Genomic DNA, 19,201 nt, shown 5'->3' on the forward strand with positions numbered 1-19,201 from the left:
GCGGTCACGCCGCGTGCAGGTGCAGCCCCGCGGTCGACGACGCCTCCTGGATCATGTGCTCGAGCCGCTCGCGGTCGGGCTTGATCGGCTCGCGCTGATCGAAGGCGAACCGCAGATCCGAGTGCTCGTGGATCCAGAAGGCCACGGTCGGCTCGAGCGCATCCGACGACTCGACCGTGAGCAGGAACGGCTCCGACCTGCGCAGCTTGTTCACCACCACGACCTGCAGGTGCTCGAGATCCTCGTCGGCCAGTCGCGCGACCGTGCCGTCGTCGCCGTAGTGCAGGCGTCCCATCGTGGCTCCCCTCGATCCAGGTTCCACCCCATCACCACGGACGGGTCTGGGCAACCGGGTTGCACGTCGATCGCGATGTGCGCGAGTGCGGTGAAGATCCTTCGACCGACGCACGCGTCATCGCGAGAAGGAAAGGTAGCGTGCCGAACTAGTTTTCGCAGGTTCTCGCGATCGAGGTGACGCGCCGCCGAAGTACCGTAGAGCACCGTTCGATTCGTAGACTGACCCCATGGGCCACCTCACCTACGCCGGGTCGACGCAGTACGAGATCGACGACCGCATGCTCGCGCACGCGAAGGCGGTGGTGTCGGCGAAGCTGCGCAGGCAGGAGTCGTTCCTGCTGTCGTGGACGGTCGACGCGCACGCCGGCTCCGGCCGGGTGTCGCTGTGGATGTCGCCGTCGATCCCGCTCGAGTTCCGCTTCTCGGGCTCGCGGGTGCCGCAGCTCAACGGCATGTGGCTCGAGGCGCTCATGGAGATGGCGAACTCGTCGCGCGGCCTCGTGCTCGTGACCGAGCAGGAGGCCGAGCAGATCGCCGCTGGCAGGCAGGCGCCGCCGTCGGTCTGAGCGGCGCGCTCCGTGCGAAGTGCTCCTGAGAGGCAGGGCACGTGCATGTCGCAGACGCGGGGCCTCTCACGAGCACTTCGCGCGTCGCGCACGGCACGAGGTGACGCTGAGCGAGCGTTCGCGTGCACATCGCGCACGAAGGTGCGCTCAGCGTCACCTCGTGCCACGCACGCCGCCGCAGCACGCCGATAGCGTGGGCGCATGAGCGAAGACGTCGTCGTCGAGCGCCGCGGCCGCGCGGGCATCATCACCCTCGACCGGCCGAAGGCGATGAACGCCCTCACCCACGGCATGGTGCTCGCCGTGCTCGACGCCCTCGACGCATGGCGCGACGACGACGCCGTGCAGACCGTCGTCATCCGCGGTGCCGGCGACCGCGGCCTCTGCGCCGGCGGCGACGTCGTGGGGCTGCGTCGCGGCATCCTCGACGGCGCGCTCGAGGCGACGCTGCGCTTCTTCCACGACGAGTACCGCATGGATGCGGCCGTCGCGCGCTTCCCGAAGCCCGTCGTCACGCTCATGGACGGCGTCGTGCTGGGCGGTGGCGTCGGCATCGGCGGACACGCCTCGCACCGCGTCGTGACCGAGCGCAGCCGCGTCGGCTTCCCCGAGGTCACGATCGGCTTCGCGCCTGACGTCGGCGCCTCGTGGCTCCTGTCGCGCCCCGAGGCCGGCCGCATCGGCCAGTGGATGGCGCTCACCGGCCAGCCCATCGGCCCCGCGGCCGCCATCCGCGCCGGCCTCGCCGACCAGCACGTGCCCGCCGACCGGCTCGACGACCTGCTCGCGAGCCTCGAGCACGAGGATGCGGATGCTGCCATCGCCGCGCTCGCGACGGAGCCGGCTGCGGGGGCGGGCGACGACGTGCCCGCCGCCTTCGACGAGCCCACCGTCGAGGCTGTGCTCGCTGCCCTCGACGCCGGCAGCGATGCCGAGCGGGAGGCGGCCGCGCTCATCCGCACGAAGTCGCCGACGGGCCTGCGCGTCGCCGCCGAGGCGCGCCGTCGCGGTGCCGAGCTGCCGCACCTCGAGGCGGCGCTCGCGCAGGAGCTGCGCATCGTCGCGCACGCGATCACGACCCACGACCTCGCCGAGGGCATCCGCGCGCAGCTCGTCGACAAGGATCGCAACCCGCGCTGGCAGCCCGCGTCGCTCGCCGAGGTGGCCGACGCCGACGTCGACGCCTACTTCGCGCCGCCGCCCGGCGGCGACCTCGACCTGCCCGCCCCCACCGAGACGAGGAGCGCATCGTGACCGCACCCGAGACCATCCAGGTCGAGACACGAGGCCGCGTCGGCTGGATCACCCTCGACCGGCCCGAGGCGCTCAACGCGCTCAACGCGCAGATCATGCGCGAGGTCGTCGCCGCCGCGACGGCGTTCGACGCCGACCCGGCGATCGGCGCCATCGTGCTCACCGGATCGGCGAAGGCGTTCGCCGCCGGCGCCGACATCAAGGAGATGGAGGCGAAGACGAGCGTCGACTGGCTCGTCGACGACCCGTTCGGCGAATGGCCGCGCTTCGCGGCCATCCGCACGCCCGTCATCGCCGCGGTGTCGGGCTACGCGCTCGGCGGCGGGTGCGAGCTCGCGATGATGTGCGACCTCATCGTCGCCGCCGACTCCGCGAGGTTCGGGCAGCCCGAGGTAAACCTCGGCGTGCTGCCAGGCATCGGCGGCACGCAGCGCCTCGTGCGCGCGATCGGCTACTACAAGGCCGCCGACATGGTGCTCACCGGCCGCCTCATCTCGGCAGAGGACGCCGAGCGCGCGGGTCTCGTGTCGCGAGTGGTGCCCGCCGACGACCTGCTCGACGAGGTCGCGACGATCGCCGAGGGCATCGCCGCGAAGTCGCTGCCGAGCCTCTACGCCGCGAAGGCCGCGCTCGACGCGGCGCTCGAGACGTCGCTCGCCGAGGGCCTCCGATTCGAGCGCCATGCGTTCGCCGCGCAGTTCGACACGCACGACCAGAAGGAGGGCATGGCAGCCTTCCGCGAGAAGCGCGACCCCGACTTCACGCACCGCTGACGCGGTTCGAACGGTGTGACAGACCGTTACCCAATCGGCATGATCGAAGCCCCATGTCTCAGGGACGAATCGCTAGCGTGAGAGCACGCCGTGCGGGGGACAGGGGCTGCCTCCGCGACCCGGCCTGCGGCATCCGCCGTGCATCACGCAGCACCACAGCATGACAGGGAGACTCATGGCCACTGGGACCGTGAGGTGGTTCGACTCGGGCAAGGGCTACGGCTTCATCACCCCCGACGACGGCAGCGCAGACCTCTTCGCTCACTACTCGCAGATCGCCACGTCGGGCTTCAAGACGCTCGACGAGAACCAGAAGGTGGAGTTCGAGGTGACGCAGGGCCAGAAGGGCCTGCAGGCCTCCAACATCACGCCGCTCTGATCGCTCGCGTGGCTCGCGCCACGCCGATTCGCGCCGAGGGGTCGTGGTCCTCTATGCTGGTCCACGGCCCTGAAGGCCATGCGCCCGTAGCTCAACGGATAGAGCATCTGACTACGGATCAGAAGGTTGGGGGTTCGAATCCCTCCGGGCGCGCACGACACGAAGCCCCTCGCGGAAGCGAGGGGCTTCGTCGTTCCCCGGGCGCTCCCACGGCGGGCACCTACGATGCCGGGATGGATGCGACGGCGCAGGACCGCACGGATCGACGGCGACGACGGCGGGCTCTGCGCGCACGGTGGATGCCGCGAATCGCGATCGCAGCGCCGATCGTGGCGATCGCGGTCGTCGCGATCGTCACGGTGCAGCTGCGGTCGGCGCCGGAGGTCGAGCCCCCTCCCGCCCCGGTCTACGTCGCGCCCGAGGATCGGCCGAGCTCGCAGCTCGACGAGGCCGGGCTCGACGAGGTCGCGGCGTCGAACGCATTCGTGCTCAATCTCGTCGGCGCCGTGCCGGCCGCCGCCGACCTCGGCCTTCCTGCGGACGGCGCCGTCGAGGTCGTGCGTGACGGCAGCGCGGTCCGCACGATCCTCGTGACGCCCGACGGCGAGATCACGCGCGGTCCGATGCGGTCGATCGTCGTGACCACCGCCGGCGGTGCCATCGTCTCGGTCGCGGCGATGCGCGAGTCGTTCGGATTCGGGGCGTTCACCGTGATCCGCTCGGAGCTCGCCGCCGGCGTCGAGGACTTCGGTTGGGTGTTCGGGGACGCCGAGGAGGACGCGCTGCTGTCGACGGTCGCCGACGCCGTGCGGGCGGATGCGCCGACGCGCTTCGAGATCGTGCCCGGCGCGGCCGCCGGGATCGCGGTCGGGGCGACGGTCGACTGCGTGTCGGGCGGGCAGTGCTACCTGCAGTACGTCATGACGCCCGTCTGATCGCGACCCACGGGCAGCGGTCCGCGCCGTGGCGGCATCGCTGGCCCGTGCGGCGGCGGCGAGGTGGTCGCGGGCCCGGGGTCCCCATCGAGCCTGGGGAGAACGGGGGACGATTCCGCGACATGGGCAGTTCTGCCCATGGTGCAGGTCGGGGGTCGGTCGTACGGTGTTCGAAGCAACCTGGTGGGTTGCCATCACGGGTCACCCGCAAGGGTCCGTCGGAGAGGCCGACCTGGCCGTCGGCCTCTCCTCACCCCGTGCTCGAGACGCCCCTCGTGCGGCGTCGGGCTCGGCGTCAGCGCGCGTCGGCGATGCGCTGCAGCAGCTCGGCGGCGAGCGCCCGCTCGCCCGGCGACAGCACGGCATCCAGCCCGTCGAGCTCGCTGAGCAGGCTCGCGGCCCAGGCCGACGTCGACGCCTGCTCGGTGCGCTCGCCCGTGATCGTGGCGAGCACGCTCTCGAGCATGCGGCCCGGCAGCGTGAGGTCGCGCTCGGCGGGCGGCGTGCCGATGAGCTGCAGCGTGAGGCCCGTGCCCGTGGCCTGCACCATCTCGACGGCGGTCGGCACGCTCACGACGAGCCGGCCGACGGCGGCGATGCGCGAGATGAGCATCGTGAGCCGGCCGTGCGCGGCGCGGGAGGCGTCGGTGACGCGGTCGGGATCGGCGCGGCCGTACATGAGGCGGTAGTGCGCGGGGTGCTCGAGGCCGAAGCGCACGTGGATCTCGTGGCCGGCGCGGAGGTCGGCGACGGGGTCGTCGCTGAGCTCCATCGCGTGCTTCTGACCCAGGTAGGTCTGGAAGCCCGCCGCGGCGACGGCGTCGAGCAGGCCGTCCATGTCGCCGAACAGGCGGTAGATCGTGGGCGGCTGCACGCCGGCGGCGGCGCTGACGGCGCGGGTCGTGACGGCGTCGCGTCCGGCGTCGTCGAGCAGCGCGCTCGCCGCGTCGAGGATGCGCGTGCGGGTGTCGATCGCCTCGGCCATGAACCAACGATAACGGATTCTCGCTACCGACTTGCACATCGCTGATAGCGCGCGTACGGTATCGCTGGCAACGCCGGTGGAGCATCGGCGATCGCACCCCACGAAGGAGCACCCATGCGCATCCCCGGACGCACGATCCTCATGGCCGGCGGCACGTCGGGCATCGGCCTCGCCCTCTCGCTCGAGCTGCAGGCGAAGGGCGCGACGGTCATCGTCGCCGGCCGCCGCCAGGAGCGGCTCGACGCCATCCGCGCCGAGCACGGCCTCGACGGCTACGTCGTCGACGTCACCGACGCCGCATCCATCGTCGCCCTCGCCGAGCGGGTCACGACCGAGCACCCCGAGCTCGACGCCATCGTCACGATGTCGGGCATCATGCAGCCCGAGCAGATCGGCACCCCCGGCTCGCTCGACCTCGCCGAGCGCACGATCGCGACGAACCTGCTCGGCTCCATCCGCCTCGTCGAGGCCTTCCTGCCGCACCTGCTGACGCGCCCCGAGGCGGCCATCCTCACGGTCACGTCGGGCCTCGCCTACGTGCCGCTGTCGGCGACGCCCACGTACTCGGCGACGAAGGCCGGCGTGCACTCGTACACGGAGGCGCTGCGCGAACAGCTGCGCGAGACGAGCGTGCAGGTGATCGAGATCGCGCCGCCGCTCACGCGCACGACGCTCAACGCCGGCACCGACGTCGACGACGCCCTGCCGCTCGACGAGTTCGTCACCGAGGTCGTGACGCTGCTCGAGACGCAGCCCGATGCGCCGCAGGTGCTCGTGGAGCGCGTCAAGCGTCAGCGCTTCGCGGTCGCGAACGGCACGTACGACGAGGTGTTCGTGGGGCAGAACCGCCGCTGACGCCCCGCGCGACGACGCCCCGACCGGGGACCCGGTCGGGGCGTCGTGCTGCACAGCTCACACGCGCGCCGACGATGCCGCCGTCGACGTCGATCGTGGCGCCGTGCACGTACGCCGCCTCGTCGCTCGCGAGGAAGCGCACGGCGTAGGCGGCTACGTCCGCGCATCCCACTTCTCGCGCGACTACCGCGACGCGTACGGCGTGCCTCCCGCGGCGGATGCGCACGGCTGGGCAGGCTCGACGGACCGCGCCGAGCCCGCCGCGGTCTGACAGGGAGGGCCTGCATGCTGCGCCGCATCGCGCCCGAGACCGACGGTTCCGCACGGAAGGCGAAGCCCGGCGAGATCGTGCTCGCCATGTCGCGCGGCGACCTCGTCGTGCTCGCACGAGCGATGCGCGTGCTCGGCCGCGCCGTGCGGGAGCACGAGGTCGAGTCGGTGCTCGGCGTGCCGCAGGCGGAGGTCGAACGGCTGCGCAGCACGCTCCACGCGCTCGCAGACGGAGACGCAGACACGGTGACCCTCGCCCCGGGTGAGGAGCTGCTGGTTGCGGCTCCCGACGAGCTTCGCGCGCTCGCCGCCGTGCTGCTGCACGTGTCCTACCCCGTCGACTCGCGCGACTGCCACTCGGTGCTCGGCTTCTTCCCCCACGACGTCGATGCGGTCGACCGTGCGCTCGTCGCCGTCGTGCGCGTTGGCCCGATGAGGACGCTGCCGGCGGTGCCGAAGATCGCCAGCGCATCCCCCGCACGCGACGAGGCCCCGACCGCGAGCAGCGGTCGGGGCCTCGGCGAGCGGATCAGATCGTGGCTGCGTCGATGACGAAGCGGTAGCGCACGTCGGACGACAGCACGCGCTCGTACGCCTCGTTGACGCGCGCGGCCTCGATGAGCTCGATCTCGGGCGCGATGCCGTGCTCGGCGCAGAAGTCGAGCATCTCCTGCGTCTCGCGGATGCCGCCGATCATCGAGCCGGAGAACGAGCGGCGCCCGCCCAGCAGGTTGAAGACGTTGAGCGACAGCGGCTCCGCCGGTGCGCCGACGTTGACGAGCGAGCCGTTGCGGCGCAGCAGGCCGAGGTAGGCGTCGATCGGCAGCTTGGCGCTGACGGTGTTGATGATGACGTCGAAGGTGCGGGCGAGGGTCTCGAAGGTCGCCTCGTCCTTCGTCGCGAAGTGGGCCTTCGCGCCGTAGCGCAGCGAGTCGTCCTGCTTCGCCAGCGTCTGCGACAGCACGGTGACCTCGGCGCCCATCGCGACGGCGATCTTCACGGCCATGTGGCCGAGGCCGCCCATGCCGACGACGGCGACCTTCGTGCCCTCGCCGACGTTCCAGTGGTGCAGCGGCGAGTACGTCGTGATGCCGGCGCACAGCAGCGGCGCGGCCGCCTCGTACGGGATCGACTCGGGCACGCGCAGCACGAAGTCCTCGTCGACGACGACCTCGGTCGAGTAGCCGCCCTGCGTGATCGTGCCGTCGCGGTCGACGGCGCCGTACGTGCCGACGTTGCCCTCGAGGCAGTAGTTCTCCTCGCCCGCGAGGCAGTTCTCGCACTTTCGGCACGAGTTCACCATGCAGCCCACGCCGACGCGGTCGCCGACGGCGTGCTTCGTGACCTCGCTGCCGACCTCGGCGACGACGCCGACGATCTCGTGGCCGACGACGAGCGGGTACGTGACCTGGCCCCACTCCTCCTTCACGGTGTGGATGTCGGAGTGGCAGATGCCGGCGTACGCGATGTCGATGCGCACGTCCTTCGCGCCGACGTCGCGGCGCTCGATGGTGGTCTTGATCAGGGGCTCGGTGGCCGAGGTGGCGGCGTAGGCGTCGACGGTGCGCATGGCAGTCTCCCTTGGAGCTCGGATGGGTGGCGCCGGATCGGGCCTCGTGGGCGTCGCGCGCGACGGCGCGCCTCGATCCGACGTGATCCATCGTCGCAGGGCGATGGATGCGTCGGGAGGCACTGCGAGTACCCGGTAGCCTGCGCCCCCTGGCTCGGCGCGGCGCATCCGTCGCCCGAGCAAGCGGCGGGCGAATGCTCGATATGCTCAGGCGCATCGCTGTCCGCTCGCGCATCGGAGGTTCGGTGGACGTCGTCGCCGCTGACACGCTCGCCGCCGCCGTCGGCGCCCGCACCGCCGTCGGCATCGCCGCCGACCTCGAGGTGCTCATCGGCGATGGCACGATCCCTGCCGGCTCGCGGCTGCCGACCATCCGCGACCTCGCCGCCGCGTTCGGCGTGAGCGTCGGCACCGTCGCCGACGCGTGGGGCGCGCTGCGCGAACGCGGGCTCGTCGAGACGCGACGCCGCGGCGGCACGCACGTCGTCGCACCCGACGCGAGCGAGTTCCCGGGGTGGGCGAGCCTCGACCTGCTGCTCGCGAGCCCCGACCAGGCGCTGCAGCCGCGCATGGACGGCGCGATCGTGCAGGCCATGCGGGCGCGCGGCGTCAACGCCTGGGGGCGCGAGCAGATGGTCGAGCCGCTGCGCGCCGCCATCGCACCGCGCTGGCCGTTCGCCGCCGAGGCGTGGATGACTGCCGGCGGCGGCACCGAGGGCCTCTGGCTCGCGACCGTCGCCGCGATCGAGCCCGGCCGCCCCATCGCCGTCGAGGAGCCCGCGCCGCCCGGCTACCTCGCGTCGCTCGCCGACCTGGGCGTCGAGGTCATCGGCATCCCCGTCGACGACGACGGGCCCGTGCCGGATGCGCTGCGCGCCGCGCTCGACGCGGGCGCCGCGGCGTTCGTGCACCAGCCAGGCGGCCCCTTCTCGACGCGTCACGCGCTGTCGGAGGCGCGCGTCGACGCGCTCGTCGCCGTGCTCGACGGTGGCGACGCGTCGATCGTCGAGGACGACTCGCTCGGACCGCTCTCGGCCGTGCCCGTGCGCACGCTCGGCGCGGCGCTGCCGCACCGCACCATCCGCGTGCTCGCCTTCTGCCGCGCCTACGGCCTCGACCTGCGCACCTCGGTGCTCGGCGGCGCCGCGCACCTCGTCGAGCGCGCCGTGCGCGCCCGATCGGGCGGCCTCGCATCCAACTCGCGCATCCTGCAGCACGCGCTCGCCGCGCTGCTCGTCGACCAGGATGCGGTGGGCGTCGTCGACCGCGCGCGCATCCGCTACGGCGCGCGCGTCTCGCTCGCGAGCGCCGCGATGCGCGCCGCCGGCCTGCGCGTGGAGGTCGGCCCGGGCAGCCACGTGCTGTGGGTGGAGGTGCCCGACGAGTCGGCCGCCGCCATCGCGCTGTCGCGGCGCGGCGTCGTCGTCGACGTGGGCGCGACGTCGTTCGTGACGCCGCAGGCGACGCAGCGGCTGCGCATCTCGGCCGCGCAGCTGCCCGAGGACGAGGCGCTGCTCGCCGAGCTCGCCGACCTCGTGGCGCGAGCTGCGAGCGGGGCGCTGCGGGTCGCGTTCGCCTGACGCGCTGCCGCGAACTTGCGTATCGCAGGCGATTCCGGTCCTTGAGGGGAATGCTCCCTTGAGAGCCGGAATCGCCTGCAGAACGCAATCGGCACGGATGCGGTGCGTTGCGTTGTGCAGGCGATCAGGGGTGGCAGAGGGGCATCTTCCCTCCGCCCACCCGAATCACCTGCACAACGCAATCGGCGGACGGCCTGCCTCAGCCCTCCGACGCTGCGAGCTCGGCGCGCAGGAGGGCGCGCTCCTCGGCGTCGATGGCCCCCGAGCGGAGGGTGGGCGCCGAGCCGATGAGGAGTCGCGTGTAGGGATGCGCCGGCGCGTTGACGACGCGCGACGTCGGGCCGTCCTCGACGATGCGGCCCTCGTGCAGCACGAGGGTGCGGTCGGTGACGCCCGCGACCGAGCCGAGGTCGTGGCTGATGAACAGCAGCGTCACGTCGCTCGCGCGCAGCTGCTCGAGCAGCCGAAGCACGGCGACGCGGTTCGCGGAGTCGAGGGCGCTGACGGGCTCGTCGAGGATGAGCACGCGCGGCCTCGTGATGAGGGCGCGCGCGATGGCGATGCGCTGCCGCTGGCCGCCCGAGAGCTCCGAGGGAAAGCGGTCGGCGAGCGCGGGGTCGAGGTTGACGCGTCGCAGCTCCTCGGCGACGCGCTCGCGCACCTCCGCGCTCGCGACGCCGCGGATGCGCAGCGGCTCGCCGACCGAGTCGCCGACGCGGTGGTCGGGGTCGAGGCTGCGCAGCGGATCCTGGAACACGTACTGCACGGCACCCTCGCGCCGCAGCCGCCGCCACGCGCGCGCCGAGCGCTGCACGAGCTCGTGCCCATCCACCTGCACGCTGCCGCCCGACGGCCGCACGAGCCCGAGGATCGCGCGCGCGATCGTCGACTTGCCCGAGCCCGTCTCGCCGATGAGGCCAACGGCCTCGCCCGGTCGCAGCCGGAACGTCGCGCCGCGGATCACGTGCTGCCTCGCCGTGCCCCTGCCGAGGTGCACGTCGAGGTCGCGCACCTGCAGCACCGAGTCGCCGCTCATGCCGCCTCCCCCTCCGTCGTGAGGAACCGCTCGAGGCCGTAGCGCTCGTGCTCCTCGACCAGCAGTCGCGTGTACTCGTGCTGCGGATCGTGCAGCACGTGCCGCGCGGATCCGTGCTCGACGACGACGCCGTCGCGCAGCACGAGCACGTCGTCGCACAGCTGCGCGACGACCGCGAGGTCGTGGCTCACGACGACGAGCGACAGGCCCGTGCGCTGCTGCAGCTCGACGAGCAGGTCGAGGATCTCGGCCTGCACCGTCACGTCGAGCGCCGTCGTCGCCTCGTCGGCGATGAGGATGTCGGGCTCGAGCGCGATCGCGCCGGCGATGAGGATGCGCTGCAGCATGCCGCCCGAGAGCTCGTGCACGTACTTGTGGAAGACGACCTCGGGGTCGCGCAGGTGCACGGTCGCGAACAGCTCGAGCACGCGGGCGCGCACGGCAGCGCCGCGCAGGCCGCCGCGCACGCGCACGACCTCGGCGATCTGCCTGCCGACCGGGATGGACGGGTTGAGGTACGAGCCCGGATCCTGGAACACGGCGCCGATGCGCGCGCCGCGCAGCGCCTGCCAGCCCTTCGCGTCGAGGGTCGCGACGTCGTTGCCGAGCAGCTCGATCGAGCCGCCCGTGACGGCGAAGAGCTCGGGCAGCACGCCGAGCACGGCGCGGCACGTGAGCGTCTTGCCGCTGCCCGACTCGCCGACGATGCCCAGCGCGCGGCCGCGCTCGAGCGTCGCCGAGACACCGCGCACGACGTCGATGCCCGTCGACACGTCGCCGATGCGCACGTCGCGCAGGGTCAGCAGCGCCTCGCTCATCGGGGGCTCCTCTCGGATGCGGCGTCGGACGGATCGGATGCGGATGCGGCGGGCTCGCCCGGCACGCACACGGTGCCCTCGGCATCCCGCTCGCTCGCCGCGGGCGGCGACGGCACCGACGCCGCCACGGCGGCGCCGGTGCGCCCGAGCCCGCCGCGCACCCGGTGCAGCAGCGCCCTGCCCGACGCGCCCGACGCATCCCGGATCGCGTCGGCGAGCAGGTTGAACGCCCACACCGTGAGCATGATGAGCACGGTCGGGAAGAGCGGCGCGTACGGCCGGTAGCCGAGGTAGCCGAGGTCGGAGGCGAGCACGCCACCCCACGTCGGTGCGGGCGGCTGCACGCCGATGCCGAGGAACGTGAGGCTCGCGACGACCACGAGCCCGGCGCCCATCGTGTTCGCGAGCGCGACGCCGATGGGCGGCAGCACCTTCGCGATCACGTGGCGCCGCACGATCCACCACGTCGAGGCGCCCGCGAGCTGCGCGGCCTCTGCGTACTGCGCCCCGACGGCCTCGAGCGCCGCGGCACGGGCGACGCGGTAGAAGATCGGCGACACGAGCAGGCCGACGGCGAGCATCGCCTGCGTGATGCCGTTGCCGAGCAGCGCCGTCATCGCGACGGCGAAGACGAGGAACGGCAGGGCGATGAGCGTGTCGACGACGCGCAGCGTGAGCCACTCGAAGACGCGGCCGAGGTAGACCGACAGGATGCCGGGCAGTGCGCCGACGACGAGGGCGATGACGGCGACCTGCACGGCGCCGAGCACGCTCACGGGCGAGCCCGCGAGCAGGCGCGAGAGCACGTCGCGGCCGAGGTAGTCGGTGCCGAGCCAGTGCGCTGCGCTGGGGGCGGCGAGGATGTCCGACGTGTTCTGCAGCGGGTCGTACGGCGCGAGCGCGGGGCCGAGCGTCGCGAGCACGAGCACGCCGAGCAGGATGACGGCGGCGATGCGGGCCGAGCGCAGACGCACGATCGTCGCGAGCGGCGAGGCGCCGCGACGAGCGGCGACCGGCGCGGGCGCGGGCGCGGAGACGGTGGCGGTCATCAGAATCCCCTCCTCGACGCGGGCGAGAGCCTGCCGAGCACGAGGTTCACGAGCACGTTGAACGTGACGACGAGCACGACGGCGATCACGAGCACGCCCTGCACGGCGGGCACGTCGCCACGCAGCGCCGACTCGCTCGCGAACACGCCGTAGCCGGCGAGGCCGAAGACGGCCTCGGTCACGACGGCGCCGCCGAGCAGGTTCGGGAACTTCATGCCGAGGATCGCGATCGCGGGGCTCGCGCCGTTGCGCAGCACGTGGCCGTAGAACACGCGCCGCGGGCTGAGGCCGCGCACGAGCGCCCCCGTGACGTAGTTGTCGCGGTACGCCGACACGAGGCCCGTGCGCAGCTGGCGGGCGACGTCGGCGATCGTGTCGAACGACAGCGCGAGCGCGGGCAGGATGAGGTGGCTGAGCCACGGCCCGAACCCGGCAGCGAACGGCAGGTAGCCCGCCGAGGGCAGCCAGCCGAGCGACACCGAGAACACCGCGACGAGCGCGATGCCCACGACGAACGGCGGCATCGTCGAGATGATCGTCGTGAAGGCCGTGACGCCGCGGTCGAGCAGGCTGCCGCGGAGCTTGGCCGCGAGGGACCCGAGCGCGAAGCCCACGACGACCCCGATCACGAGCGCGATGCCCGCCGCCGACAGGCTCACGACCGCGCGGCCCGCGAGCAGCTCGCTGATCGACTGACCGTTGTACCAGGACGTGCCGAGGTCGCCGCGCAGCACCCCGCCGAGCCAGTCGACGTACTGCACGAGGAACGGCCGGTCGAGGCCCCACTCGTGCTCGAGCTGCGCGACCGCCTCCGGCGTCGCGCTCTCGCCCAGCTGCACGTAGGCGGGGCTCAGCCCGCTCACGATGCCGAGCGCGAAGGTCAGGAACGTGCCGAGCAGGAACACCGGCACGAAGACGCCGGCGATCTGCAGGGCGCCCACGCCGATGCGGCGGGCGCGCAGGCCGGCGACGCTCGTGGCGCGCGTCGGTGCCGTGGTCGCTAGGAGGCTCGCCGGGCGGGCCTCGAGCCGTGCTGTCGTCGTCATCGCATCCTCCTCGTCATGCCTCGAGCCGCACGCCGGTCCAATGGATCTGGCCGGGGATCTGCGGCAGCTCGCTCAGGCCCCGCTTCGCGAACAGGTTCGGCAGCGAGAACGTGAAGATCGTGCTCGTCGTGCGCACGCCCGCCGCCGTCGCCGCCTGCAGGTTCGCGGGGTAGTCGGGGGAGTCGAGCGGCGTCTCGCGCGCGACCTGCACCGCCGCGAGGAACTCGGGCGACGCGACGCCCGACAGGTTGAGCGGCCCGGCCTCGCCGAAGTGCGCCGTGAGCGTCTGCACCGGCGACTCGCGGCCCGTCGTGCCGTACGTCGACAGCGCGAGCTGCTTGCCGAAGAACGGCTCGTTCCAGTTCGGATCCACGCGGATGGAGACGTCGATGCCGACGGCGCCCAGCTGCCGCTGCAGCACCTCGTGCTGCGGCTCGTCGGTCGAGACGACGAGCTCGACGGCCAGGTCGCCCGGCCCGTAGCCCGCGCCCTCGAGCAGCTCGCGCGCCCGGTCGGCGTCGAACGGCCACGGGTCCTCCACGTCGGCGCTCCACGCGACGTAGCCCTCGGGGAACGGCTGCGACGTCGGCGCCCCGTACCCGAACGTGAGGGTGTCGACGAGCTCCTGCCGGTCGATGGCGTACCTGGCCGCCTCGAGCACGATCGGGTCGTCGAACGGCGTCTTCGTGCCGTTCACCGAGAGGTTGGATGCGTTGAACCCCGGGTGCACCGTGACGTCGAGCCCCGCGGCCTCCGCCGCCTGCGCCTGCGCGGCGGGGATGTCGGCGAAGTCGTACACGCCGGTCTGCAGCGCCGACACGAGCGACGACGCCTCGATGCCCCACGACAGCTCGACGCGCTCGATGTGGATCTCGTCGGCGCGGTAGAAGTCGGGGTTCCTCTCGAGGTGCACGTGCGACTCGGGCACGAGCTCGACGACGCGGAACGGGCCGGCGCCGACGGGCGCGGTCGTGAGGTCGCCCGGCTCGACGGCGGGGCTCGTGATCTGCGCGACGCGGCGGCCGAGCAGCAGCGGGATCTGGTGGTCGACCTGCGTGAGCGTGAGCCGCACGTCGGTGTCGGAGTCGGCCACGGCATCCGCGATCGACGTGAGGTCGCCCGCGATGGCGGAGTCCTCCTGCGACTTCGCGCGCAGCACGTACGCGGCGACGGCGGCGGCGTCGAGCGGCGTGCCGTCGGTGAAGACGAGCCCCTCGCGCAGGTGGAACGTCACCGACGTGCCCGCCTCGTCGTACTCCCACGACTCCGCGAGCCCCGGCTGCGCGACGCCGTCCTCGTCGATCTCGGTGAGGGATGCGTACACGAGCGACAGCTGGTTGAACTGGAACCCCGATCCCTGCACCACCGGGTCCCACGACCACGGCTGCGAGCCGGCCGCCCAGCGCAACGTGGTCGACGCGGCGCCGCCCGAGCCGCCCGCGGCGGGCGCGCACGCGGCGAGCGTCAGGATGGCGCCCGCGCCGACGAGGCCGAGGAAGCCGCGTCGGTCGACGAGGACGGGAGGGAGTGCGCTCACGGTGTGCTCCTGGTGGGTCGGATGGGGTGGGTCAGGCCGCGAGGGCCGCGCGGCGCGCGACCGCGTGCCGGTTCTCGGGGATCGGCAGGCCGAGGTTGCCGCGCAGCGTCGTCGCCTCGTACTCGCGCCGGAAGACGCCGGTCTCCTGCAGGATCGGCACGACCTCGTCGGCGAACCTCGCGAACTGGCTGGGCGTGCGGATGTGGATGTTGAAGCCGTCGACGGCGCCGCCGTCGAGCCACTCGGTGAAGATGCGCGCGACGGTCTCGGCCGAGCCGACGAACGGCGAGCGCTTGGGCGCCGAGATCGTCTCGACCACCTGCCGTAGCGTCAGGCCCTGCTCGCGAGCGAGGCGCTTGATGGCGTCGGCGTTCGTCTTGAACGACCGGTCGCCGAGGGGCCCAAGCTCGGGGAAGGGCGCGTCGAGGTCGTGCTGCGAGAAGTCGTACCAGCCGAACGGGCGGCCGAGCTGCGCGAGCGAGCGGTCGAAGTCGGCGTCCTGCCTGCCGATCTCGGCCTCGATCGCGCGCGCGTCCTCGTCGGTGTCGCCGACGACGACCGAGATGCCGGGCACGACGAGCACGGTCTCGGGGTCGCGGCCGTGCGCGACGGCGCGGGCGCGGAGGTCGTCGCGGAACGCGCGACCGGCCTCGATCGAGCCCTGGTGCGTGAAGATCCCCTCGCCGATCGCGCCGCCGAGGTCGCGGCCCTGGTCGGAGTCGCCTGCCTGGAAGATCACGGGCTGGCCCTGCGGCGAGCGCTGGATGTTCAGCGGACCGTGCACGCGGAAGTGCTCGCCGACGTGGTCGACGGCGTGGAGGCGCGTGGGGTCGAGGAAGACGCCGCGCTCGCGGTCACGGGGGAAGGCGTCGTCCTCGTACGAGTCCCACAGCCGCTGCACGAGGCGCACGTGCTCGAGGGCGCGGCCGTAGCGCTGTCCGTAGTCGAGGTGCTGGTCGCGGCCGAAGAGCCCCGCGGTGCCCTCGTCGCCGCTCGTCACGACGTTCCAGCCGGCGCGGCCGCCCGAGATGAGGTCGAGGGATGCGAAGCGGCGCGCGACCGAGAACGGCTCGTCGTAGCTCGTCGAGAGGGTGCCGATGAGGCCGATGCGCTCGGTCGCGACCGCGAGGGCCGACAGGAGCGTGAGCGGCTCGAGGCGGTTCAGGTAGTGGGGCGGGGAGTCCGGGGTGATGAACTGGCTGTCGACGATGAAGACGTGGTCGAACCTCGCCCGCTCGGCCGCGCGGGCCTGCTCGACGTACCAGCGCACGTCGACGCTCGCGTCGCCGGGGATCTCGGGGTCCTTCCAGGCTCCGTGGCTGCCGGGGCCGCCCGTGCCCACGAGCACGGCGCCGAGTCGCAGTCGTCGTCGGTCGGTCATGGTCGTCTCCTGACGTGGATGGGTGGCGCGGATGCGCCTGGAGGTGTTGCCCACTGCACCACGGATGCGGTCGGCATGGGCCAGTGTTGCCATTTGTTTCGCGATTCGCGTTCGGTATGTTCAGCGCAGGATCGACGCAATGATCGCCTGCGGCGTCACGCGTCGGGCATCCGCGAGCGTCGACCGCAGCAGGGGCGCGACGCGCGTGCCGAGCAGCTCGAGGCTGCGGGCGAACGCGTCGCCGGCGGGGTCGAGCACCGTCGTCGCCAGCACGTCGGTCGCGGCCGACGCCGCGGGATCGGCGAGCAGGCTGCGCACGACGTCGTCGGGCGTGCCGACATGCAGGTTCGCGTCGTCGACGTACTGCCCCACCGAGCGTCCGTCGGCGAGCAGGTGCGGTCGGCGCGCGCGATCGTCGTCGATGGCGGCGAGCGCATCCTCGCGGCTGTCGGCCGCGACGACGACGCGCGAGACGCCGATGCGCGGCTCGATGCCGTCGGGCAGGGCGTCGAGGTACGCGTCGACGAGCGTGCGCTGCACGCCGCCCACGTCGGCGCCGGGCACGCCGGGCACGACGCGATGCAGCAGCAGCCCGTCGCCCGCGCGCCCTGTGGCGATCGCCGTGGCGACCGAGCTCGTCGCCTGCCAGATGCGGCGCCGCAACGTACCTGTGGCCGGGTAGATCCCCACGTCGTCGGGCAGTCCGCCGCCCTCGAGCAGGTCGCGCAGGCGGGCGAGCGCATCCGCGTACACCGCCTCGCGGTCGTGCTCGTCGAGCCCGTGGGCCGCGAACGCCTGCGCTGAGAAGCCGCCGCCGTTGCTCTTGCCGACGCCGAGCTCGAGGCGGTGGTCGGCGAGCCAGTCGACCTGCGCCGCCGTCTGCGCCACCTGCAGCGGGCCGCTGAACGCGAGCGGGATGACGGCGGTGCCGAGCCGGATGGTGCGGGTGCGCTGCGTCGCGGCGGCGAGGAACGCGAGGCCCGACGGCGTCGCGATGCCCGAGAGCTGTCCCTCCGCGATCCAGAAGCCGTCGAGGCCCAGCGCCTCGGCGCGCTCGGCGGCGGCGAGGGCGCTCGCGTACTCCGTCGCGGGGTCGCCGAGCGCGGCGGGCACGAGGAACAGGCTGATGCGGGGAGTGGTCACGGGAGGCTCCGATCGGTGGCCGTCAGCGGCCCCTCCAGGCTGCGACCCCGCGCGCTCACGAGGTGAGCGCAGTGAACATAGTTCGTAACACGTCGTTCGTGTTCGGCACGATGTGAGCACCGATCCGCAGCCCGCGGACCCCACCCGTCGAAGGAGCTCCACGATGGACCTCGACCGCCGTACCGTGCTCAAGCTGCCGCTCATGGCCGCGTTCGGAGGCCTCGTGCTCTCCGCGTGCGCACCCACGCCGTCGTCGAACGGCCTCGCGACCGTGCGCTGGGGCGTGACCGCCCTGAACGGCAACTGGGATCCCATCGTCACGGGTGCGACCGGCGCCACGATCACGATGACGCCCGTCTACGAGTCGTTCCTGCTGCGCGGCGCCGACGGCAGCCTGTCGCCCGCGCTCGCCGAGGGCTACGCGTACGAGCCCGCGGGCGACGCCGTCACGTTCACGCTCAAGCCGGGGCTCACGTTCCACGACGGCTCCGCGGTCGATGCCGCGGCAGCGGTCGCGTTCATCCAGCGCGCGCAGAGCCAAGAGGGGTCGGCGCTCGCCGGCTCCTACCGCAACATCGTCGGCGTCGAGGCGCTCGACGAGCAACGGTTCCGGCTCGCACTCGGTCAGCCCGACCACCAGATCCCGTACCTGCTGTCGAACCGCGCCGGCCTGCTCACGAAGCCCGTCGCCGCCGGCGACGAGGCGGCGCAGCTCAACGCGACGCTGCCCGTGGGCGCCGGCCCGTTCCAGGTCGTCGAGCTCGTGCCCGAGGACCGCATCGTGCTCGAGCGCTTCGACGGCTACTGGAACGCGGCCGAGATCCACGTCGACCGCATCGAGATCTCGGGCGGCAACGAGGACGCGATGCTCGTGTCGGGTCTGCGCACGAGCGTCTTCGACTTCGCGTCGATCTCGAACCTGCGCATCGACGAGGCCGAGCAGGCGGGCCTCGACGTCATCGAGGATCTCGCCACGAACTGGGTCACGAGCTTCGTGAGCCTGAACCTGAACCAGGCGCCGTTCGACGACCCCGCCGTCGTCGAGGCCGTGCGCTACGCCATCGACCGCGACGCGTTCGTGCAGAACCTCACGGCCGGCCACGGCGTCGCCGTGCACCAGCCGTTCCCGCCGGGGCACATCACGTTCGTCGACGAGCTCGAGCAGGAGTTCACGTACGACGCCGACCGCGCCCGCGACCTGCTCGCCGACGCCGGCTACGCCGACGGCGACATCCAGATCACCATCTACCCGTTCACGGGCGGCGAGGTGGCGGCAGAGATCCTGCAGGCGCAGCTGGGCGAGATCGGCATCGCCGCCACCATCCAGGTCGACGCGAACTGGGGCGCCGGGTACTTCGGCAAGACGTACGCCATCGCGACGTACGGCTACGTCGGGCGCGACAGCCACGTGCAGGCGCTCACCGAGCACTTCGACACCGGCGGCGTGCTCAACCTCTCGTCGCCGTACACGTCGCAGCCGTTCCAGGATGCGCTCGCGATCGTGCGCGCGACGCCGCTCGACGACCCCGCCTACGGCGAGCGGCTGCGCGCCGCCGCGGCCGCCGGCTACCGCAACGGGTCGACGATCGCGCTGTACTCGTCGCCGAACACGTGGGCGAAGCAGCCGACGATCTCCGACAGCACCGAGACCATCGAGGGTCGACTCGGGTGGACGGGCGTCGAGGTGACGCCGGAGGGCTGACGATCGACGTTCGCGTTCTGCAGGC

General features: G+C 72.6%; 20 protein-coding genes and 1 tRNA gene. 11 read left to right on the forward strand and 10 right to left on the reverse strand.

Annotation, left to right across the window (positions count from 1 at the left end; genetic code table 11):
* Positions 1 to 4: 4 nt before the first annotated feature.
* Entirely contained in the window at positions 5 to 295 is a 291-nt protein-coding gene (locus BLQ67_RS10370) for a DUF7882 family protein (RefSeq protein WP_092504823.1), read from the reverse strand.
* A gap of 229 nt (positions 296 to 524) precedes the next feature.
* Here BLQ67_RS10370 and BLQ67_RS10375 point away from each other — a divergent pair, with 229 nt between their 5' ends.
* The 6 genes from BLQ67_RS10375 (at position 525) to BLQ67_RS10400 (ending at position 4,204) form a co-directional block, all read left to right on the forward strand.
* Positions 525 to 863, forward strand: coding sequence for a DUF7882 family protein (locus tag BLQ67_RS10375; protein WP_092504825.1), 339 nt, complete (start codon positions 525 to 527; stop codon positions 861 to 863).
* Between the two features lie 201 nt (positions 864 to 1,064).
* Entirely contained in the window at positions 1,065 to 2,117 is a 1,053-nt protein-coding gene (locus tag BLQ67_RS10380; RefSeq protein WP_092504827.1) for a 3-hydroxyisobutyryl-CoA hydrolase, read from the forward strand.
* On the forward strand, positions 2,114 to 2,890 hold the full coding sequence (locus BLQ67_RS10385) for an enoyl-CoA hydratase-related protein (RefSeq protein WP_092504829.1): 777 nt from the start codon (positions 2,114 to 2,116) through the stop codon (positions 2,888 to 2,890). Before BLQ67_RS10380 ends, BLQ67_RS10385 begins: the two co-directional genes overlap by 4 nt.
* Before the next feature lie 175 nt (positions 2,891 to 3,065).
* Positions 3,066 to 3,269 carry a cold-shock protein gene (locus tag BLQ67_RS10390; protein ID WP_092504831.1) on the forward strand — a complete coding sequence of 68 codons (204 nt, stop codon included), beginning with the start codon at positions 3,066 to 3,068 and terminating at the stop codon, positions 3,267 to 3,269.
* A gap of 80 nt (positions 3,270 to 3,349) precedes the next feature.
* Positions 3,350 to 3,422 (forward strand) — tRNA-Arg (locus BLQ67_RS10395).
* Between the two features lie 146 nt (positions 3,423 to 3,568).
* Positions 3,569 to 4,204, forward strand: a complete 636-nt coding sequence (locus BLQ67_RS10400; protein WP_157674794.1) for a hypothetical protein — start codon at positions 3,569 to 3,571, stop codon at positions 4,202 to 4,204.
* Between the two features lie 295 nt (positions 4,205 to 4,499).
* Here the strand turns inward: BLQ67_RS10400 and BLQ67_RS10405 are convergent, their stop codons facing one another.
* Positions 4,500 to 5,189 (reverse strand): TetR/AcrR family transcriptional regulator, encoded by a 690-nt coding sequence (locus BLQ67_RS10405; protein WP_092504835.1) that lies wholly within the window; start codon positions 5,187 to 5,189, stop codon positions 4,500 to 4,502.
* A 114-nt stretch (positions 5,190 to 5,303) separates the two neighbouring features.
* Between BLQ67_RS10405 and BLQ67_RS10410 the strand changes: the two genes are divergently transcribed.
* The 3 genes from BLQ67_RS10410 to BLQ67_RS10420 all read left to right on the forward strand — a co-directional run bounded on the left by BLQ67_RS10410 (position 5,304) and on the right by BLQ67_RS10420 (position 6,866).
* Positions 5,304 to 6,044, forward strand: a complete 741-nt coding sequence (locus tag BLQ67_RS10410) for an SDR family oxidoreductase (protein WP_092504836.1) — start codon at positions 5,304 to 5,306, stop codon at positions 6,042 to 6,044.
* 103 nt (positions 6,045 to 6,147) lie between these two features.
* A complete protein-coding gene (locus tag BLQ67_RS16620) occupies positions 6,148 to 6,315 on the forward strand; it encodes a hypothetical protein (protein ID WP_172802298.1) in 168 nt (55 codons plus the stop codon).
* Between the two features lie 14 nt (positions 6,316 to 6,329).
* Positions 6,330 to 6,866 carry a hypothetical protein gene (locus BLQ67_RS10420; protein WP_092504840.1) on the forward strand — a complete coding sequence of 179 codons (537 nt, stop codon included), beginning with the start codon at positions 6,330 to 6,332 and terminating at the stop codon, positions 6,864 to 6,866.
* Here the strand turns inward: BLQ67_RS10420 and BLQ67_RS10425 are convergent.
* A complete protein-coding gene (locus BLQ67_RS10425; protein WP_092504842.1) occupies positions 6,844 to 7,884 on the reverse strand; it encodes an NAD(P)-dependent alcohol dehydrogenase in 1,041 nt (346 codons plus the stop codon). The two genes, BLQ67_RS10420 and BLQ67_RS10425, sit on opposite strands and share 23 nt — an antisense overlap.
* Before the next feature lie 245 nt (positions 7,885 to 8,129).
* Between BLQ67_RS10425 and BLQ67_RS10430 the strand changes: the two genes are divergently transcribed.
* Complete coding sequence (locus tag BLQ67_RS10430) at positions 8,130 to 9,464, forward strand: aminotransferase class I/II-fold pyridoxal phosphate-dependent enzyme (protein WP_172802299.1); 1,335 nt, start codon at positions 8,130 to 8,132, stop codon at positions 9,462 to 9,464.
* Positions 9,465 to 9,663: 199 nt separating this feature from the next.
* Here BLQ67_RS10430 and BLQ67_RS10435 read toward each other — a convergent pair whose 3' ends face one another.
* The 7 genes from BLQ67_RS10435 to BLQ67_RS10465 all read right to left on the reverse strand — a co-directional run bounded on the left by BLQ67_RS10435 (position 9,664) and on the right by BLQ67_RS10465 (position 17,474).
* A complete protein-coding gene (locus tag BLQ67_RS10435; protein WP_092504846.1) occupies positions 9,664 to 10,500 on the reverse strand; it encodes an ABC transporter ATP-binding protein in 837 nt (278 codons plus the stop codon).
* On the reverse strand, positions 10,497 to 11,318 hold the full coding sequence (locus BLQ67_RS10440) for an ABC transporter ATP-binding protein (RefSeq protein ID WP_092504848.1): 822 nt from the start codon (positions 11,316 to 11,318) through the stop codon (positions 10,497 to 10,499). Before BLQ67_RS10440 ends, BLQ67_RS10435 begins: the two co-directional genes overlap by 4 nt.
* The gene (locus BLQ67_RS10445; protein WP_092504850.1) at positions 11,315 to 12,367 is read right to left on the reverse strand and encodes an ABC transporter permease; all 1,053 of its coding nucleotides are present in this window, start codon (positions 12,365 to 12,367) and stop codon (positions 11,315 to 11,317) included. The genes BLQ67_RS10440 and BLQ67_RS10445 overlap by 4 nt, the downstream gene beginning before the upstream one ends.
* Complete coding sequence (locus BLQ67_RS10450; protein WP_092504852.1) at positions 12,367 to 13,413, reverse strand: ABC transporter permease; 1,047 nt, start codon at positions 13,411 to 13,413, stop codon at positions 12,367 to 12,369. Before BLQ67_RS10450 ends, BLQ67_RS10445 begins: the two co-directional genes overlap by 1 nt.
* A 13-nt stretch (positions 13,414 to 13,426) precedes the next feature.
* On the reverse strand, positions 13,427 to 14,950 hold the full coding sequence (locus BLQ67_RS10455) for an ABC transporter substrate-binding protein (protein ID WP_092504854.1): 1,524 nt from the start codon (positions 14,948 to 14,950) through the stop codon (positions 13,427 to 13,429).
* 31 nt (positions 14,951 to 14,981) lie between these two features.
* On the reverse strand, positions 14,982 to 16,331 hold the full coding sequence (locus tag BLQ67_RS10460; protein ID WP_092504856.1) for an LLM class flavin-dependent oxidoreductase: 1,350 nt from the start codon (positions 16,329 to 16,331) through the stop codon (positions 14,982 to 14,984).
* A gap of 120 nt (positions 16,332 to 16,451) precedes the next feature.
* The gene (locus BLQ67_RS10465) at positions 16,452 to 17,474 is read right to left on the reverse strand and encodes an LLM class flavin-dependent oxidoreductase (protein WP_157674795.1); all 1,023 of its coding nucleotides are present in this window, start codon (positions 17,472 to 17,474) and stop codon (positions 16,452 to 16,454) included.
* Positions 17,475 to 17,637: 163 nt separating this feature from the next.
* Here BLQ67_RS10465 and BLQ67_RS10470 point away from each other — a divergent pair, with 163 nt between their 5' ends.
* On the forward strand, positions 17,638 to 19,176 hold the full coding sequence (locus BLQ67_RS10470) for an ABC transporter substrate-binding protein (protein WP_197674599.1): 1,539 nt from the start codon (positions 17,638 to 17,640) through the stop codon (positions 19,174 to 19,176).
* Positions 19,177 to 19,201 lie beyond the last annotated feature (25 nt).

The organism is Agrococcus jejuensis (genome assembly GCF_900099705.1).
Lineage (GTDB): Bacteria > Actinomycetota > Actinomycetes > Actinomycetales > Microbacteriaceae > Agrococcus > Agrococcus jejuensis.

Bases quoted from the DNA above. Each gene is read 5' to 3' on its own strand.
- BLQ67_RS10370 (WP_092504823.1), bottom strand. From the start codon at position 295: ATGGGACGCCTGCACTACGGCGACGACGGCACGGTCGCGCGACTGGCC.
- BLQ67_RS10375 (WP_092504825.1), top strand. From the start codon at position 525: ATGGGCCACCTCACCTACGCCGGGTCGACGCAGTACGAGATCGACGAC.
- BLQ67_RS10380 (WP_092504827.1), top strand. From the start codon at position 1,065: ATGAGCGAAGACGTCGTCGTCGAGCGCCGCGGCCGCGCGGGCATCATC.
- BLQ67_RS10390 (WP_092504831.1), top strand. From the start codon at position 3,066: ATGGCCACTGGGACCGTGAGGTGGTTCGACTCGGGCAAGGGCTACGGC.
- BLQ67_RS10400 (WP_157674794.1), top strand. From the start codon at position 3,569: ATGCCGCGAATCGCGATCGCAGCGCCGATCGTGGCGATCGCGGTCGTC.
- BLQ67_RS10405 (WP_092504835.1), bottom strand. From the start codon at position 5,189: ATGGCCGAGGCGATCGACACCCGCACGCGCATCCTCGACGCGGCGAGC.
- BLQ67_RS10410 (WP_092504836.1), top strand. From the start codon at position 5,304: ATGCGCATCCCCGGACGCACGATCCTCATGGCCGGCGGCACGTCGGGC.
- BLQ67_RS10420 (WP_092504840.1), top strand. From the start codon at position 6,330: ATGCTGCGCCGCATCGCGCCCGAGACCGACGGTTCCGCACGGAAGGCG.
- BLQ67_RS10425 (WP_092504842.1), bottom strand. From the start codon at position 7,884: ATGCGCACCGTCGACGCCTACGCCGCCACCTCGGCCACCGAGCCCCTG.
- BLQ67_RS10435 (WP_092504846.1), bottom strand. From the start codon at position 10,500: ATGAGCGGCGACTCGGTGCTGCAGGTGCGCGACCTCGACGTGCACCTC.
- BLQ67_RS10440 (WP_092504848.1), bottom strand. From the start codon at position 11,318: ATGAGCGAGGCGCTGCTGACCCTGCGCGACGTGCGCATCGGCGACGTG.
- BLQ67_RS10445 (WP_092504850.1), bottom strand. From the start codon at position 12,367: ATGACCGCCACCGTCTCCGCGCCCGCGCCCGCGCCGGTCGCCGCTCGT.
- BLQ67_RS10450 (WP_092504852.1), bottom strand. From the start codon at position 13,413: ATGACGACGACAGCACGGCTCGAGGCCCGCCCGGCGAGCCTCCTAGCG.
- BLQ67_RS10460 (WP_092504856.1), bottom strand. From the start codon at position 16,331: ATGACCGACCGACGACGACTGCGACTCGGCGCCGTGCTCGTGGGCACG.
- BLQ67_RS10470 (WP_197674599.1), top strand. From the start codon at position 17,638: ATGGACCTCGACCGCCGTACCGTGCTCAAGCTGCCGCTCATGGCCGCG.